The organism is Sphingomonas antarctica, assembly GCF_965137005.1.
GTDB lineage: Bacteria > Pseudomonadota > Alphaproteobacteria > Sphingomonadales > Sphingomonadaceae > Sphingomonas_O > Sphingomonas_O antarctica.
This window is the reverse complement of record NZ_CBCRXM010000003.1, coordinates 295,005-310,505: the sequence shown is the minus strand read 5'-3', so window position 1 is coordinate 310,505 and position 15,501 is coordinate 295,005. Positions and strand designations below refer to the sequence as shown.

General features: G+C 63.5%; 14 protein-coding genes, 1 tRNA gene and 2 pseudogenes. 13 read left to right on the top strand and 4 right to left on the bottom strand.

What is annotated here, in order from left to right; translation table 11 throughout:
- Positions 1-105, top strand: a pseudogene (locus ACM9ME_RS05360) (IS630 family transposase); the annotation flags it as partial.
- Between the two features lie 69 nt (positions 106-174).
- The gene (locus tag ACM9ME_RS05355; protein ID WP_415642405.1) at positions 175-1,935 is read left to right on the top strand and encodes a hypothetical protein; all 1,761 of its coding nucleotides are present in this window, start codon (positions 175-177) and stop codon (positions 1,933-1,935) included.
- Positions 1,936-2,111: 176 nt separating this feature from the next.
- Here the strand turns inward: ACM9ME_RS05355 and ACM9ME_RS05350 are convergent, their stop codons facing one another.
- Positions 2,112-2,441, bottom strand: coding sequence for a hypothetical protein (locus ACM9ME_RS05350; protein WP_415642404.1), 330 nt, complete (start codon positions 2,439-2,441; stop codon positions 2,112-2,114).
- A 281-nt stretch (positions 2,442-2,722) separates the two neighbouring features.
- On the opposite strand from ACM9ME_RS05350, the gene ACM9ME_RS05345 reads away from it, so the two are divergent.
- The 8 genes and pseudogenes from ACM9ME_RS05345 to ACM9ME_RS05310 all read left to right on the top strand — a co-directional run.
- The gene (locus ACM9ME_RS05345) at positions 2,723-3,880 is read left to right on the top strand and encodes a DNA N-6-adenine-methyltransferase (protein ID WP_415642403.1); all 1,158 of its coding nucleotides are present in this window, start codon (positions 2,723-2,725) and stop codon (positions 3,878-3,880) included.
- Between the two features lie 14 nt (positions 3,881-3,894).
- Positions 3,895-4,089: a hypothetical protein gene (locus ACM9ME_RS05340; RefSeq protein ID WP_415642402.1), complete on the top strand. Its 195-nt coding sequence runs from the start codon at positions 3,895-3,897 to the stop codon at positions 4,087-4,089.
- 111 nt (positions 4,090-4,200) lie between these two features.
- Positions 4,201-5,070, top strand: a complete 870-nt coding sequence (locus ACM9ME_RS05335) for a hypothetical protein (RefSeq protein WP_415642401.1) — start codon at positions 4,201-4,203, stop codon at positions 5,068-5,070.
- Positions 5,063-5,860, top strand: coding sequence for a hypothetical protein (locus ACM9ME_RS05330; RefSeq protein WP_415642400.1), 798 nt, complete (start codon positions 5,063-5,065; stop codon positions 5,858-5,860). Before ACM9ME_RS05335 ends, ACM9ME_RS05330 begins: the two co-directional genes overlap by 8 nt.
- Positions 5,861-5,913: 53 nt before the next feature.
- Entirely contained in the window at positions 5,914-6,603 is a 690-nt protein-coding gene (locus tag ACM9ME_RS05325; protein ID WP_415642399.1) for a hypothetical protein, read from the top strand.
- 483 nt (positions 6,604-7,086) lie between these two features.
- Positions 7,087-7,218, top strand: a complete 132-nt coding sequence (locus tag ACM9ME_RS05320; protein ID WP_415642398.1) for a hypothetical protein — start codon at positions 7,087-7,089, stop codon at positions 7,216-7,218.
- Positions 7,219-7,245: 27 nt separating this feature from the next.
- Positions 7,246-7,713, top strand: a complete 468-nt coding sequence (locus ACM9ME_RS05315) for a recombinase family protein (protein ID WP_415642397.1) — start codon at positions 7,246-7,248, stop codon at positions 7,711-7,713.
- Positions 7,714-7,715: 2 nt separating this feature from the next.
- Positions 7,716-8,753 (top strand): annotated as a pseudogene (locus ACM9ME_RS05310) (recombinase family protein); the annotation flags it as partial.
- 162 nt (positions 8,754-8,915) lie between these two features.
- Here ACM9ME_RS05310 and ACM9ME_RS05305 read toward each other — a convergent pair.
- Together ACM9ME_RS05305 and ACM9ME_RS05300 are read right to left on the bottom strand one after the other, a co-directional pair.
- Entirely contained in the window at positions 8,916-9,185 is a 270-nt protein-coding gene (locus ACM9ME_RS05305; RefSeq protein WP_415642396.1) for a hypothetical protein, read from the bottom strand.
- 140 nt (positions 9,186-9,325) lie between these two features.
- Positions 9,326-9,400: transfer RNA gene (locus ACM9ME_RS05300), tRNA-Gly, on the bottom strand.
- Between the two features lie 155 nt (positions 9,401-9,555).
- Here ACM9ME_RS05300 and ACM9ME_RS05295 point away from each other — a divergent pair.
- Together ACM9ME_RS05295 and ACM9ME_RS05290 are read left to right on the top strand one after the other, a co-directional pair.
- Entirely contained in the window at positions 9,556-10,440 is an 885-nt protein-coding gene (locus ACM9ME_RS05295; RefSeq protein ID WP_415642416.1) for a tetratricopeptide repeat protein, read from the top strand.
- A complete protein-coding gene (locus ACM9ME_RS05290; protein WP_415642395.1) occupies positions 10,437-11,069 on the top strand; it encodes an LON peptidase substrate-binding domain-containing protein in 633 nt (210 codons plus the stop codon). Before ACM9ME_RS05295 ends, ACM9ME_RS05290 begins: the two co-directional genes overlap by 4 nt.
- Here ACM9ME_RS05290 and ACM9ME_RS05285 read toward each other — a convergent pair.
- Positions 11,056-12,357, bottom strand: coding sequence for a M20/M25/M40 family metallo-hydrolase (locus ACM9ME_RS05285; protein WP_415642394.1), 1,302 nt, complete (start codon positions 12,355-12,357; stop codon positions 11,056-11,058). The genes ACM9ME_RS05290 and ACM9ME_RS05285 overlap by 14 nt on opposite strands.
- Before the next feature lie 46 nt (positions 12,358-12,403).
- Here ACM9ME_RS05285 and putA point away from each other — a divergent pair, with 46 nt between their 5' ends.
- Positions 12,404-15,487, top strand: a complete 3,084-nt coding sequence (gene putA / locus ACM9ME_RS05280; RefSeq protein WP_415642393.1) for a bifunctional proline dehydrogenase/L-glutamate gamma-semialdehyde dehydrogenase PutA — start codon at positions 12,404-12,406, stop codon at positions 15,485-15,487.
- Positions 15,488-15,501: the final 14 nt, after the last annotated feature.

Here is a 15,501-nt window from a genome sequence, read left to right as displayed (position 1 = left end):
CGAACCGTCTTGGGCCTGTGGGACCTGATCGGCAGGCTCGTCGATATCTTCCAGCCCACCGAATGCGCCAATTACTTCAGTTCGTGCGGTTATGATCCAGACTGAACGGAATCCGCTCTAATGCTTGTTGTGCTGTTCCGCCACTGATCCACGAACCGTGCCGGCACCTCGCAAGTGGTGCCGGTTCGATTCTACGCATTAAAAACGGCTACCGGTTTTACGATTCCGGCGCCCACTCCTACAAGATGGTCGATGTTTAGTATTATAGTCACCGAGCTCGACGCACTCGCACTGCGCCACCGGTTCCTCAACTTGCTGCACGGTCGCGCCGATATCTTCGCGGCCAAGACGATTACCCCAACGTTGGTCAAGCGGATCGATCGATATCTCGTCGCAGGCCTCGACTATGACGGCGAGCCGGGCATGGGCGGCTGGCCGTTGCCGACCGGTGGGCGCTATGCCAAACTGTGCTTCTCTCCAACGCTACAGGCCAAGCTCGGCAAAGCGTCCGCCGGTCAGCTGTACCGGTTGCCGCTGACGCTCCAGGACTACACTGCCTATGTCGAGAAGGTCACCGGGCTCGGCCCGGTTTGCGACCAGACGCTCATGGACCTGTTCCGGTTCTCGCCGACATGGCTGTTCGAGACGACTGCGACCATGCGTGTACAATGCCCCGAAGCCTGGGTCTTACTGTTGAGCAACGAGTTCGAGCTTGCCCGCAAGCTGTGGAAGCCGCTTCTCTCGATCGTTGAGGATAGTCCATTCCGACATGGGTTGATCCACGGGTTCATGATCCTCGCCGAGCTCGAGCGCGCGCATCTCATCATGCGCCATCTGGCCCGGGCGCGCGTGATCATCAACCGGCCGGATTTTGTCGATGCGCTGCGGTCGAGCCTTCCGCTGTCGTCATGGCTTAAGCCGGACGAGTTGCGCGAGATCTATCGCTGGCTCGAATATGCCTGCTTCTCATCGGGCGCATTGCGGGATTTTGTGGTGGATCGCACCGCCAGCCAGATCGCGGGCCTGCCGGCCGGCTATCCGCTATGGGCGGCGGCGCGCGGCGTGCCGCCGGGGCCGGCTCGCGGCTTCGGCGATCATTCCCAGGTGCGCGAAATCATGGCCAAGGTGTTCGTGCTGCCTCCGCTGCCGGCTTCAAGGGATGGCGAAAAGCCGCCCGTCGAGCGCAAGCGCCCGCTGCTGCGCGATCACACACTGTTCCGCTGGTATGGGCAGACGAATGCCGTGCTGCCGCTGATCGCGGTCGACGGCGTGCGCGACGTCTATCCGACCAAGCGCGTGCCCAACCTGCCATCCAATAGGCAGGCGAATACCGCATCGACATCGACCCGGTCGCAACTGGTCGCGCTCGCCTCGGCGATGCGGGCCAGCGCAGATCCCGCCATGCAGGCGGATCTGGTTGCCGCTTCCACGAAATACAGTGAGGGATCGCGCAGGTTCGCCGGCGCCGAAGTCGCACTCGACGGCAAACGCAAAGTCGGGCTGAAGATGGCGAAACTGTGTGTGCCGCCACGCGGGCGTGGCGGCTCGGGTGCCCGGTTCGATCCCACCATGTGGCTGACGCCGACGCGCGATGCCGGGTTCTGGCGTATGTTCATCGACGTTCGACGCGGCGGCAGGCTCCACCGCGCTCCGCATGCCCGGTTTCGCAAACTGATGCGCCAGTCGCTCGGCATCCTGCGCCGCGCGTTCGGGCCGATGTTCACACGCTCGTCCTGGTCGGACGAAACCGCGCGCGTCGTTTGCGATCTTGCCTGTGCCATCGGCCCGGTCAGCGGTAACCCACAGATAGCTTACGCGATTCAGCAGCTCCACCGAAAGCCAAGCATCGTGCGGCGACTAGGTAATACCGTACGCCGCCCGGGCTACGGACATGGCACGACAAACAGCGCAGCCGCGAAAATCATGCACGACTAGCTGCCGGATTTACATCGCGGGAGGTTGTACATCGCCAGCGGCCAGATCTTGCTGTAGACTATGTAACGGTCGCTTCGCGCCCAAATTCGGTCGTTTGCCTTGGCGCATGGGGGCACTGAAAGCTGCCGTCGATTAACGAGCAGCCCGCATTTTTAACTAATTTCCGGCCGGCTCACCTAATATTTGCGGTTTGGATCCACCATTGGCCGTGCTGACTGTGGATCGATCGTCACAGAAGAGTCTGGCATGGTGTGCCTCACGCTCGGATTGCTTGAGCCGAGAAGCATTTCGGCGCTCTGTCCACGTTCGAGGTCGCTGATCGTGCCGGTGTAAATGCGATTGATCTTGGTGCGCAGATCATCCTTGGGACCCATGCCGTCCAGCTGGAAGGAGGAGAAGAAGGCGTCGAGCTGCGATTCTGCCGGGGCCCAATTTGAGCCAAACGCGGTCCATTGAAAGAACTGCAATTCCGGTAAGTAGCGAGCCAGCGTTCCGAACCGGAGCAACGTACCGGAATACCTGAACAAAGCTCTTGACCCGCGTCCTGCTTTGGTGCAGCCAAGACCGTGTGGTAACACACTGAGCCGAGACGCTTTCGATCCACCTGCGAGTGGAGGTAGATACGGCAATAAAAGCGCAGAATCGATGCGTTAGTGTCCAATCGTTGTCGATGCGATTGGGTCGCCGTCCTTACGGGAAGGCACGGATGAGCTAGGAAATGGGCTCCTAAGATCGGGCTGTCGATTGCCGCGGTCTCCTTGAACTTTAATGTCCAAAGGAGACAGCCATGGGCGATTCTGCTCGTCGCAAGACAGAAGATGCTGCGCAATCGATCGGGCCTAGCACAGCCCCGAATAAGGCCCTGCCTCGCCGCGGTGGCGTCCCGCGTAGCAACTTGATCGAAGAACTAATCCAGGCGCGCCTGTCCGATTTCCGGTCGGTTCGTAACCTTGCCGAAATGGCTAACGTCACGCCTGCCGCTATCAGGAAACTGGAAGCCGGCAGGGGACCGGTAGCGACGCTCATCGCCGTGATGAGGACATTGCCCTTTCAAGTGACAGTCCTTTCTCCGGCCTCCAGCCTTGCCGAGCAGCTGCGCAAGCGTCGGGAGAAACTCGGCATGTCACTTGACGTTGTAGCCAGTAAAGCGGCTTTGCCGCCTGAGAGGATCGTCGAACTGGAAAGCGGTGGAGGCTCGGTAGAGAGTCTGCTGCGACTGTTGTCCGTCATCGCGCCGAAGGTGAAGCGGCGCGCGCCAGAGCGCGTGTATTGGGGTGCGGAACGAAAGGCAGAGCGCGACAGTCGCTTCACGCCCCCCGATTTCATGCAGGTGATTTACCGGGTGTTCGGCCCAGTGAATCTCGATCCCTGCGCCCATATTGCAAGCCCGGTCATTGCCATGCACCGCTTCTTTCTTGAGCAGGGCGATGACGGCCTGACCGACCCGTGGTCGGGAGGATTGGCATTCGTCAATCCGCCCTTCTCCGGAACTCTGGATTGGCTGCGCCGATCATACGAGGAATGGGCGGCCGGCCACGTCAAGACAATCGTATGTCTGGTGCCGGTACGGATCGATAGCCCGTTTTTTCAGGATGTCATCAAGCCCGTAGCAGACATTTACTTTCTCCGCCAACGCCTGAAGTTCGGTAGGGAGGGCGGGAAGCCGCAACAGACCCCGCACAGCCTCATGCTGGTAATCTTCGGCGCTACTGCCAGGCAGAAAGCCCTTTTGGCGACGCTCGTGCGTGGATTCTGGGCGGCAACGAATCATCAACCGCTGATGGCAAGCCTCGGCTCTGCAACTGTGGCGAGCCGCTCCCCGGTTCGAACGAGCGCATACATAATCGGCAGTACCTCATGCGCAGCCCCTCTCCGGCGAGATGGGCGACATCCCGTGCGCGTCTGCAGTGGTCCCTCCGGTCGACGGCAGGGGGGAGCGCGGTGAGCGAGGTGGGACCAGTGATCAGCGCGCTACCTCCGGAAGGTCGTCCCAAGACGGTGTGCACAATCTGTCCGAAGGCGATGTGGTATCGCTCGCGCAAGCACGGTATCCGCGCGTTCTGCCGTGAGCTTCGCCACATCACCTGGCAATCAGACGAGCAGGATCCCGTCACCGAATGTGATGGCCAGATCGCGGCCTCGGACACCTCATGATCTGTTGCTCGTCGGGCGCAAATCGCTGCGTCTCCCGCGCGGCAATTGAACACATCTGCAGCGCCGATCTGGCGCGCCATCAGCACGTCTTGCAGTTTGAAGGATTGCCTCATGGCCAAGAATCCCAAATCTACCGCGCTCGTCCCCGCCGGCCAGCGTAAGCCGCCCGCGAAGCGCAAAGCGGCGGTGCCCGCCGTCATGCCCGCCACGCCCGATGCATTGCGGCCGGTGCTTGGCCTTGACTTGGCCATCGCGAAGTTGGTCGGCAGCGGGGGCGATGTGGCGCGCGAGGACGGCATCGTGCGCGTGACTGGCCTCGGCTACGCCACCCGCGGGTGCGTCGTCCCGGCGGAGGAGATCTTCTACGACCGCTCGGCCCGGCGTGACGACGAGGGCGCGCGGCTCGGCGAAGCCGACAAGGTCAGCTGGCGCGACGAGGCGTCTGGCTACGACTGCATCATGCTGCGTGACAGCAACCGCCGCCACCTCTCCGGCTACGTTGGCGCGCCCCGCGACCACCCGATCTGGGGCTGGAAATGCGAGGCGGTGCCGCCCGATCTCGGTATCGACGTCCACGGGGGGCTTATGTATTCCCGGCTGTGCCAACACGGCCCCAGTCCCACGCCGGGCCTCGTCGTCGAGGCGGCCCGCATCTGCCACGTGCGCGTCGTGCCGCCGCCGCGCTTCGAACCGCTCGTTCACGCCACCGACCACCGCGTCGAACATGCTGACGCTTGGTGGTTCGGCTTCAGCTGCGACCAAGTGTACGACGTCGTGCCGGCCGACGTGCACGGCCAGGCGAAGTTCCTCCAGGCTGAGGTCGGCGCGGTGTATCGCGACGACGCCTACGTCGTGCACGAAACGGTCTCGCTCGCCGCTCAGCTTCGCGCGATTGCGGACGGCAAAGCCGCGCCGTCGCGCGACGGACCGCCGCCTCCGCCGATCGGCCTCGATCCCAGGCGGGGAGGTGGCCGTGGCTAAGTTCGAGCGCCACATCGGCGAACTGCCCTGGGGCTGGTGGCTGCGCGCTGGACACGACGGATTGGTCGACGACCGCGGTCGTGTCTGGGGGAGCGTAAGGGACGCCTTTTGGGAGGGCGAACTCGGCTTCCCGCCGGTCCACTTCGCGCGCGAACAGCATGAGTTGATGCTCCGGGTCATGACCGCGCTTCACAACGGCTGGCATGGGGTCGTGGAGCAGAAGAGCGACCTCTTCGACGGGGACATGATGTTCTGGCGGTTCCACCACTGCTGGCTCGCGTCGATCGGCATGCTTGAGACGTCGCCCGACGGGATCAGCGTCTCTCCGTGGTCGAGCGCCCTCGACGCCGGGCTGAGCGCGCTCGGCCGATCGGTGCTCATGATGCTGCAGGTCACGCGCGAGCCGGAATTCGAGCCGCTGCCGATGGGGGCGGTCGTGGTGGCGAGCAACGCTAACTGCGGCATCGACGCCGAGGCCCGCGAACGTGCGCTCCAAGAGTTTGAGCGCGAGATCGGCTTCCGCCGTCACCTCTTCGCGCGCGAAGGGATCGGCACGCACTACTTGGTAACGCTGACCGGGATGACGGCCGGCGCCCGCATGCCGACGCGCAACGTGGCCTGGTCGCAGTCGTTCGCCGATGCCAAGTCCCGTGACGACATGTTCGCGTGGCTGGCCGAGCGGGTACACCGCTGGGACGACTGGGGCGAGCTCGCGCACCGCAAGGGCGCCGACGTGCTTACCCGCCACCTGTTCTCGGTCGTCATTGGCGCGGGCGGATTGTCAAAATGACCCGTAAGCGCCTGTTTTCCACTGGTGACGCTAAGCGAGCCGCATCTCCCTGCATGAGCGACGTGGCCACCGCCAGCGATGTCCGGCGCATGGAAAAGGCCCGACGGCAGGCGCAGCTACGTTACGCCGAGATCCAGGCGACCCGCGACGCTCAGGCGGCGGTGGCATTTCGCGCCGAGCTGAGTGACGTTGTAAGGTCGGCCTCGCCGCTGCTGATCTCGCTGCTCGCGATCGACGGGCTGACGCTCGATGCCGCCGTGGCACTGATCGATCCTGCGCAGTCATGGCCGCACCAACCACGGCTGTCGGGCCGATCATTCAAGCATTCGGCTCACAATCACCTGCTACGCTATTACATCGCAAGGCTGCCGCCCGACCAGCGAGCTAAACCGCCATCGCACGAACATACGTTTCATCGCATCAACGGCAACTGGGTCACGATGAAGGTCGTCGATCACTTGCTAGAACCCGAGGCGCGGATCGCGCCGGTCTGGCTTGAGACGCGGTGCGGGGAACTGCGAGTACAGCTTGACGAAGCGTTGCCCGAAACGCTTGCCACGGCCGCCGTAGGGCGGCTGGTCGAGGAGATCGTCGATCACGTTGCCTGGCGCGGGCGCGGATGGCGAATTCTCGCCACCGAGGAGCCCGTGGCGTCGTATTTCGGGCAGACGCTGATCATAGCCACGGGATCTGTCCCGTATCGCATCGCCTGGCCCCAGCCAGCCGTTTCGGAGGGCAGATGATGAACACCAGAAGATGTCTTCTTCCAAGCACTGCCACTCACCATGCGCTGCGCCCGATGAGCGATATCGGGAAAGAGGCTCCTGAACTCGGTTTGCTGAAGCGCGAGCGTCAAACTTTTCCGTGTCGCTCGGCGCTGACCACGCGTCGGCTTGCGGTCGAATTCGGCCATGAAGCGATCTCGCGTCGATGCGGACGCGAGAATTGCCTGCTCAGTACATCGCACTCTCAGGGCCAGGATGACGCCGTACGCGACTGCGATTGCATTGACGCCCAGACGGGCGGCATGGGCCAGCATCAGCCAAGCACACAAGCCAATGATGATGAGCAGCATCAGGCAGCTCCTTTTTTCGGATCCCAACCGGATCGCTCCCTAACCCCTGCACTCAGACTTTCTTTTAGAATGTCCCAAGCATCTGCGCCCATGTTGTTGCGATGCATGGCGCATGTCCTCTGGCGAGAAACCCGGCCAAACAGGCCCCGCAATGGCGCTGGTCGACCTAATCAGGGCGATGGCTCGCGCCAACGCGGCGCGCGACGTCGCGGCAGTGCGCGCGGAACGCGCCAGTTCAACCGATGAGATTTCCGGATCCGGCGAGCCGGTCGACATTCGGTGACCCTCAACACCGCAGATTGGATCAGACATGAACGCTGTTATCTATGCCCGCGCTTCCTGCATCACGCCGAACGTACGCTTGACCGACGACCAGGTGTCCCTGTGCCGCGCGCATTGCGAGCGCGAAGGCTGGCCCGTCGTCCGAATCTTCACTGACCAGGCAGGCGGCGATGGCGCAGGACATGGCTGCCGTCCTCGTCCCGGACGTGTCGGGATGTTGTCGACCGTCGAAATCGGCGGCATCGATCGGATCGTGGTCGCGACGACTGACCGTATCGCTCGACACAAATGTGATGCGTCCGCCATCGAGGAACGCATTACGCTCGCCGGTGCCCGATTGGTCCCCGCCGAGGAAGGCCATGCCACCGACCTGTACGTCAACATACTGTCATTGTTCGATAGCGCTTTCACCGGGGCCAGATTGAAAGAGCGAAGCGTCGCAGGCGTGCCGTCCGCGTTGTCCGCGCATCCTGATCCCGGTCCTTCGGTAGCTTAGACATGCAGTCTGTCATTTACGCGCGCTTCTCGAGCGCCCTGCAGAACGCGCGCTCGATTGAGGATCAGATCGCCTTGTGCCGTGAGCGTTGCGAGCGCGAGGGCTGGTCGATCGTCGAGGTTTTCACCGACTACGCGATAAGTGGGGCCGCAGGTATCGATGAGAACTCCCGGCCGGGGCTAAGCGCGATGCTGGCCAGAATTGAGGCAGGGGGAATCGATCAGGTCGTGGCGGAGGCGACAGATCGCATTGCCCGCCATCAGGGGGACGCGTTCACGATTCGGGAGCGGATCACTTTCGCCGGCGCTCGGCTTTTCACCTTGTCGGATGGTGAAGTAACCGACATCACCGCTACTTTCCGAGGCCTGATGGATGCACAATTTCGTCGCGACCTAGCGGCGAAGATCAAGCGGGGTCAGCGCGGCACCATATCGCAGAAGCGGTCAGCAGCGGGACTGGCTTATGCCTATCGCAAAGCGAATCGGTTTGATGAACATGGAGAACTGATTCGGGGGTTGCGGGAAGTTGATCAGGAGAAAGCAGAAGTCGTTAGACGCATTTTCGAGGAATTTGCTGCCGGACAGTCCCCGCGCGCGATCGCGGAGCGGCTCAACCGGGATGGAATCGAATCACCGGGCGGTCGACTCAATGGGCCGAGATTTTGGCGTGCTTCAACCATCTACGGTGATCGCAAGCGTAAGAACGGCATCCTCCAGAACCGGCTTTATATCGGCCAACTTGTCTTCAACCGCACCCGCAAGGTCCTCGATCCTCGCACCCGCACACATCTCATCCGCGCCAACCCCGAGAGCGACTGGCTCATCGAAGACGTTCCCGACTTGCGAGTCGTCGACGACGCGCTTTGGGAAAGAGTGCAATTGGTGCTCGGTCGGGTTCAGAGTCGGGCTCCGGAAAAAAACCGCCGCCCGAAGCATATACTGTCCGGTCTCGTCTCTTGCGGGTCATGTGGCGGGACCTGGACAATTCACAGCGGTGTTCGATGGGGCTGCTCGCGCCATAAGGAGGGCGGGAAGCACGCCTGTGCCAACAACCGCATCGTCTCGACCGATCGCCTCGAGACGCGCGTGCTGCAAGGCTTGCAGCACTACATGCTCAACGAGGACCTCATTGAGATATACGTTGAGGAATATCGCGCTGAGTTCGCCAAGCGCACCAGGGAACTTGGTCGAGAGGGGGATCGCCTAAGAAAGCGGCATGGCGAGGCGGTCGCCAAAATCGAACGGTTGGTTGAAGCCGTCGCCAATGGTGCCCAGGACTTTGTTGAAATCCGTGACGTTCTCGCCAGAGCCCGAACCGATCGCGATCAGTTGGCCGAGCAGATTTCGCAGCTTCAACAGTTGCCAGTGATCGTATTGCATCCCGCCGTCGTTGCCGATTATCGCCGTCAGGTCGCCAAGTTGAATGCTGCGCTGACTGATAACCCGGAAGCCCGCCTCGAAGCGATCCCTCAACTCAGGGCATTGATCGACCAAGTAAAGGTGACCCCGTCCGAGCAAGAGAAGGGCGTCGCGATAGAGGTGATTGGCCGCTTGACCTCGATCATGGCACTGGCCACCGGTCAGCCGGTGTCCGACAAACAGTACTATAACGTTGGAGCGGGCGAAGGGATTCGAACCCTCGACCCCGACCTTGGCAAGGTCGTGCTCTACCCCTGAGCTACGCCCGCTCTGGCGTCATCGGCGAAGCGGCTTATAGGCCTGCCTGCCGGGTAGGGGCGCGCCACTAGCAGTGGGTTGCCGCACACGCAACCCTTGGCACAGCGCGCCGTCGTCGCCATGTTTGCGCAAGGACAAGGAGTTATCGAACTTGGCGACGCTGGGCATGAGCGCGGACGAAAAGGCGGCAATCGACCAGTTCAAGCTGGATGTGGTCGAACCGTCGATGACCGGGCTGGTCATCCTCTATTTCACCGCCGCCTGGTGCGGGCCGTGCAAGGCGCTCGGTCCCGTGCTGGAAAAAGTCGCTGGCGACTATGCGATGAAGGGCGTGTCCCTCGTCAAATACGATGTTGACGCGAATCCCGTCGTCGCCGCGCAATTCCGCATTCAGTCGATCCCCACGGTTTATGCAGTGTTCCAGGGTCAGATCGTCGGCGACCTGACACCCGCGCGGTCGGAGGGCCAACTGACGCGGACGCTCGACCAGTTGCTCAAACAGTTTCCCGTGCAGGGTGCGGCGCAGGACCTTCAGGCGCAGATCGAGCCGCTGCTGGCAATCGGGGAGGAGGCGCTGTCCGCCGGTGACGGCGAGGGTGCGGCTGGCGTTTTCGCGCAAATCCTCGACCTGGCACCCGACAATCTCGCCGCGCTGGGTGGTCTCGCCCGCGCGCTGGTGGTTGCGGGTCGTGTCGAGGAAGCGGAAAACATGCTCGCGGGGGCGCCAGACGACCCGGCACTGGAACGTGCGCGCGCCGCCGTGGCGCTGGCCAAGACGGCCGTGCCCGCAAGCGACCTTGGCCCGCTTGAGGCCGCTGTAACCGCCAATCCCGACGATCATCAGGCGCGGTTCGAACTCGCCAACGCCCAGATGGGATCGGGCCAGCGCGACGGCGCGGCCGACAATCTATTGCACATCATCGCTGCCGATCGCGAGTGGAACGATGGTGCGGCGCGTGCGCAATTGTTGAAGCTGTTCGACGTTGTCGGCTTGATGGACCCTTGGGTCTCGGCGCAGCGGCGGCGGTTGTCCGCAGTGTTGTTCACATGAGTTTCGAGGCGCTCACCGATGTCCAGCGGCTGTCGGTCTTTCCGCTGGCTGGCGCATTGCTACTGCCGCGGATGCATTTGCCGTTGCACATTTTCGAACCGCGATATTGCGCATTGGTCAGCGACGCGATGGCGCGCGACCGGCGCATCGGCATGATCCAGCCCCGGGGCGCGGGCGATGTGCCCCCGCTGTTCGATATGGGATGCGTCGGCCGGATCGCGCAGTTCGAAGCGCTGGAGGGCGGGCGTTACAATCTGATGCTGGAAGGGGTCGCGAGGTTCAAGGTGCGCCGCGAGCTTGAGGTGACCACCGCCTTTCGCCAGATCGAAGCGGAAATCGTGCCCGAAGATCCCGACGACGTGAACCTCAGTCTGGGACGCCGCGCGAGTCTCGAAAGCGAGAGCCGCACGTTCGCCGAAGCGCATGGCTATGCCGTCGATTGGGACTCGGTCGCGCGGCTCGATGACGAAGCTCTGGTCAACGGCATTGCCCAGATCGCACCGTTCGATGCGGCGGCGAAACAGGCTTTGCTGGAAACCGACAGCCTCGCCGACCGCTGCGATACGATCGTGCAATTACTCCAGTTCTTCGGCCGCCACGACGGCGAAGACCGGGTTACCTTGCAATAGCGCGTTCGGCCGACAGACGGCTCATCATGATGGCAGCGCGCTTGGCCTGCCGCCGGATGCTCGCCAGATCGACCGTTTCGCGCGGCGTGTGATCGCCCGATGAATCGGTACCGAGACCGGCCAGTCCATCGACATCGCCCGCGACAAAGCTGATGTCGCCCGCGCCGCGCTTGAGCGGATCGAGCGCGGGCATCGCCTTGAGGCCGAGATCGGTATTCACGACGTTGAGTTTGGTCAGGAGCGCGGCGTTGCCCGGGGTCGGCGCCATTGCCGGATAGCCTTCGTCGAAACTGAGCGTGGCGCCGGTGCCGGGCAGATGTCGGGCGACGATCGCGCGCATCTTGGCCTGTGTCCGCGCGATCTGGTCGTTGCTGAGCGCACGCAGATCGCCGCGCGCCACGGCGATCGGTGGAATGATGTTGGTCTTGCCCGTCGCTTCGGCGCGAACCTGCCCGGCGTCGAGCGTTGCGGTCTGGCCACCCGCGATCAACCCGACATTATACGTCAGATTGGTCTCGGACAGCTCGCGGCGGAAATCGTCGAGGATGCGCGCCAATTCGTAGATCGCGCCATAGCCCGCCTCTTTGGAAAACACGCCCGACGAATGGGCCGAAGTCCCCGTCGCGCTGACCGTCCAGCTCCCTGCGCTGCGCCGTGCGATCGAACCCCAATCCTGCCCGTCGATGACCACCAGCCCTTCGAAATCCAGAGCGATATCGGCGCGCTTGCCCGCTTCGATCAGGTCCTTGCGCGATACGCTCAGCGGATCGCCCGAATCCTCTTCGTCGCCGGTCATCACGACTTCGATATTGGCGGCCTTGAGCGTCCCCGCCGCGTTCATGGCCCGCAATGCCGACACGATCACGACCAAGCCACCCTTGTCGTCCCCGGCACCGGGACCATGTGCCATGTCGCCGCTACGCTCGAATTTGAGGAACCCCGAGTCGGGTTCGAAAACGGTGTCGAGATGACCGATCAACAAGAGTTTTTTGGTACCCGCCTTGCCGATATGCGTCGCGATCAGATGCCCGGCACGCTTGGCCTGACCCTGCGGCACCCAGCGTACGGTGAAGCCCAGCGGCTCGAATTCGGCGCGCATCATCTTGCCGACCGCATCGACGCCGGCAAGATTCAGGGTGCCCGAATTCTGGTTCACCAGTTTTTCGAGGAGCGCGACGGTGCGGTCATAGTCCGCATCGACGGTCTTGGTCATGGTCACTTCGGGTGCGGACAATTTGGCCATGGCGGGGGCGGCGATCAGGGCGGTGGCGAGGAGGATGTGCTTCATGGCGGCAGTGCTAGCGCGGCATGGCGCGCGCCACTAGATGGCATGGATGCTGACCGAACCAACGCGCTGGGACGCGCTCGACGACCTTAAATATCAGGATGAGGCGCTCGCGGTGCACGAACTGCTCGTGGCGCAGCCGCTCTCGCGGGTCGAACGCGCATCGATCGTCGCCGACGCGATCCGCATGGTCGAGGGCGCGCGCGCGGCGACCAAGAAGCAAGGTGTGGTCGAGAGTTTCCTGCAGGAATTCTCGCTCGGCACGCGCGAAGGACTGGCGCTGATGTGCCTGGCGGAGGCGCTGCTGCGAACGCCAGACGCCGACACGCGCGACCGGTTGATCGCCGAAAAGATCGGCGATGCCGATTGGGGCTCGCACCTCGGCGGGTCGGACAACTTGTTCGTCAATGCCTCGACCTGGGGATTGATGCTCACCGGCAAGCTGATCGACGTCGAACCCGAGGCGAAGGCGGACCTCGGCGGTTGGCTCAAGCGCCTCACCGCGCGAATGGGCGAGCCCGTGATCCGCCAGGCGGTCGGCGCGGCGGTCAAGATGATGGGCGAGCAATTCGTCCTCGGCCGCGACATCGACGCCGCGTTGAAGCGGTCGAAACGCGAAGGCTGGATGTGCAGTTTCGACATGCTTGGCGAAGGCGCGCGGACCGCGGCGGATGCCGAAAGGTTCGAGCATATCTATGCGGATGCGATCGAGGCGGTGGGGCGCGGGCGTGGACCAGGCCTGACGCCCGAAGACGGCCACGGCGTGTCGGTCAAATTGTCCGCGCTCAGCCCGCGTTACGAAGCGGTGCAGGAAGCACGGGTGTGGGAGGAGTTGTATCCGCGCGTGAAACGGTTGGCGCTGATCGCCGCCAGGCACGATCTCAATTTCGCGATCGACGCCGAAGAAGCCGACCGGCTCGTGATCTCGCTCAAGATGGTCGACCGGCTGGCGCGCGAGCCCGAACTGGGCGACTGGACCGGCCTCGGCGTCGTCGTGCAGGCGTATCAAAAGCGCGGGCGCGCGGTGATCGCCGAACTCGCCAAATTGTCCAGGGAGACCGGCCGGCGCATCATGGTCCGACTGGTCAAGGGTGCCTATTGGGATTCGGAAATCAAACGCGCGCAGATCGCCGGGCGGCCCGATTATCCGGTGTTCACGACGAAGCCCGCGACCGACCTCAGCTACCTCGTCTGCGCCGACGCGCTGATCGAGGCGTCGCCCGATCTCTACCCGCAATTCGCGACGCATAATGCGCACACGCTGGCGGCGGTGCTGGCGATGGCGAGTCGCAAGGGTACGCGGATCGAGTGTCAGCGGCTGCATGGCATGGGTGAGGCGCTGTATAAGTCCGCCGCGCAGGTGACCGTCCGCGCCTATGCCCCCGTTGGCGGACACGAAGAATTGCTGCCCTATCTGGTCCGGCGGTTGCTGGAAAATGGCGCGAATACCAGCTTCGTCCATGCGCTGCTCGATGCGCGCGTCCCGTCCGATCAGGTGGTGCAGGACCCGATCGCGCAGGTCGAGGCACAGCCCGGGCCGCATCCCAAAATCCCGACGCCCGAACATCTTTACGGTGCGGAACGGCGCAATCCGATCGGGCGCGACTATTCCATCCTGGAACAGCGCGGCTGGGCGGCACGGGCCGGACGCGTGCTCGACAGGCTGACCGCCGGGCCGATCGTCGGCGGCAAATCCGGTGCCGACGGTGCGCCCGTCGTCAGTCCGTCCGATCCGTCACGGATGCTGGGTCACGCTGCCGAAGCGACGACCGCCGACATCGACCGCGCCGTAAATCTGGCGCGCAAGGCCCAGCCCCGTTGGGATGCGCAGCGCGGTCACAGGCGTGCGCGCGTGTTGCGGGCGATGGGCGCGACACTCGAAAATCATACCGACCGGCTGGTCGCGATCCTCGCCGCTGAAGCGGGCAAGACGCTCAACGACGCCGTCAGCGAAGTGCGCGAAGCGGTCGATTTCTGCCGCTACTACGCCCATCTTGCCGAAAAGCAGTTTGCCGGTCCTGAAATGCTCAAAGGCCCAGCGGGGGAGACCAACAGCCTGGAACTGCGCGGACGCGGCGTGTTCGTGTGCATCAGCCCGTGGAATTTTCCGCTGGCGATTTTCACTGGCCAGATCGCAGCGGCGCTCGCGGCGGGCAATGCCGTGCTGGCGAAGCCGGCGGAGCAGACACCCCTGATTGCGGCGGAGGCGGTGCGGTTGTTCCACAAGGCCGGACTCGATCCCGACCTGCTGGCGCTGCTCCCGGGCGACGGCGCGACGGTCGGCGCGGCTTTGGTCGCGCATCACGGGATCAACGGCGTCGCGTTCACCGGTGGCACCGACACCGCTTGGGCGATCAACCGCACGATTGCCGCGCGGGAAGGGCCGATCCTGCCGTTCATTGCGGAGACCGGTGGCCTCAACGGCATGTTCGTCGATACGACGGCGCTCAAGGAACAGGTCGTCGACGACGTCGTCGCTTCGGCGTTCGGTTCGGCGGGGCAGCGCTGCTCGGCGCTGCGCTGTCTCTATGTACCGCATGACAGCGCCGATGCGTTGATCGAGGCCTTGTCGGGCGCGCTCGACGCGGCAGTCGTTGGCGACCCCGCCGACCCCTCGACCGATATCGGCCCGGTAATCGATGCCGACGCGCAGAAGATGCTCGAGGAGCATGAGGCGCGGCTGCGGCGCGATGCCAAAGTCCTCTACAAAAAGGACATCGGCGACCGCCCCGGCCATTATTTCGGCCCGGTCATTGCCGAAGTCCCGTCGCCCGATTTCCTCGAGCGTGAAGTGTTCGGCCCGATCCTCCACGTCTATCGCTACGATTCCGCCGATCTGGCGCAGGTTGCGGGAAAACTGGCGGCGCGCGGTTATGGCCTGACGCTCGGCGTTCACAGCCGTATCGACCGGTTCGCGGAAGAGGTTCAGGAGCTCGTTCCCGCAGGCAATATCTACGTCAACCGCTCTATCATTGGTGCGGTCGTGGGGGTGCAACCCTTTGGCGGCGAAGGGCTTTCGGGCACCGGTCCCAAAGCGGGCGGGCCGCACGCCTTACTGCGTTATGCGGTCGAGCGCGCGATCAGCGTGAATATTGCGGCGCAAGGCGGCGATCCGTCGCTGCTTAATCTGTAGTTCAATCGCCATGC

What these genes read in the sequence shown, in the direction of transcription:
- ACM9ME_RS05320 (WP_415642398.1), top strand. Translation starts at nt 7,087, where the DNA reads ATGGCGCTGGTCGACCTAATCAGGGCGATGGCTCGCGCCAACGCGGCG.
- ACM9ME_RS05325 (WP_415642399.1), top strand. Translation starts at nt 5,914, where the DNA reads ATGAGCGACGTGGCCACCGCCAGCGATGTCCGGCGCATGGAAAAGGCC.
- putA (WP_415642393.1), top strand. Translation starts at nt 12,404, where the DNA reads ATGCTGACCGAACCAACGCGCTGGGACGCGCTCGACGACCTTAAATAT.
- ACM9ME_RS05335 (WP_415642401.1), top strand. Translation starts at nt 4,201, where the DNA reads ATGGCCAAGAATCCCAAATCTACCGCGCTCGTCCCCGCCGGCCAGCGT.
- ACM9ME_RS05290 (WP_415642395.1), top strand. Translation starts at nt 10,437, where the DNA reads ATGAGTTTCGAGGCGCTCACCGATGTCCAGCGGCTGTCGGTCTTTCCG.
- ACM9ME_RS05315 (WP_415642397.1), top strand. Translation starts at nt 7,246, where the DNA reads ATGAACGCTGTTATCTATGCCCGCGCTTCCTGCATCACGCCGAACGTA.
- ACM9ME_RS05285 (WP_415642394.1), bottom strand. Translation starts at nt 12,357, where the DNA reads ATGAAGCACATCCTCCTCGCCACCGCCCTGATCGCCGCCCCCGCCATG.
- ACM9ME_RS05345 (WP_415642403.1), top strand. Translation starts at nt 2,723, where the DNA reads ATGGGCGATTCTGCTCGTCGCAAGACAGAAGATGCTGCGCAATCGATC.
- ACM9ME_RS05295 (WP_415642416.1), top strand. Translation starts at nt 9,556, where the DNA reads ATGAGCGCGGACGAAAAGGCGGCAATCGACCAGTTCAAGCTGGATGTG.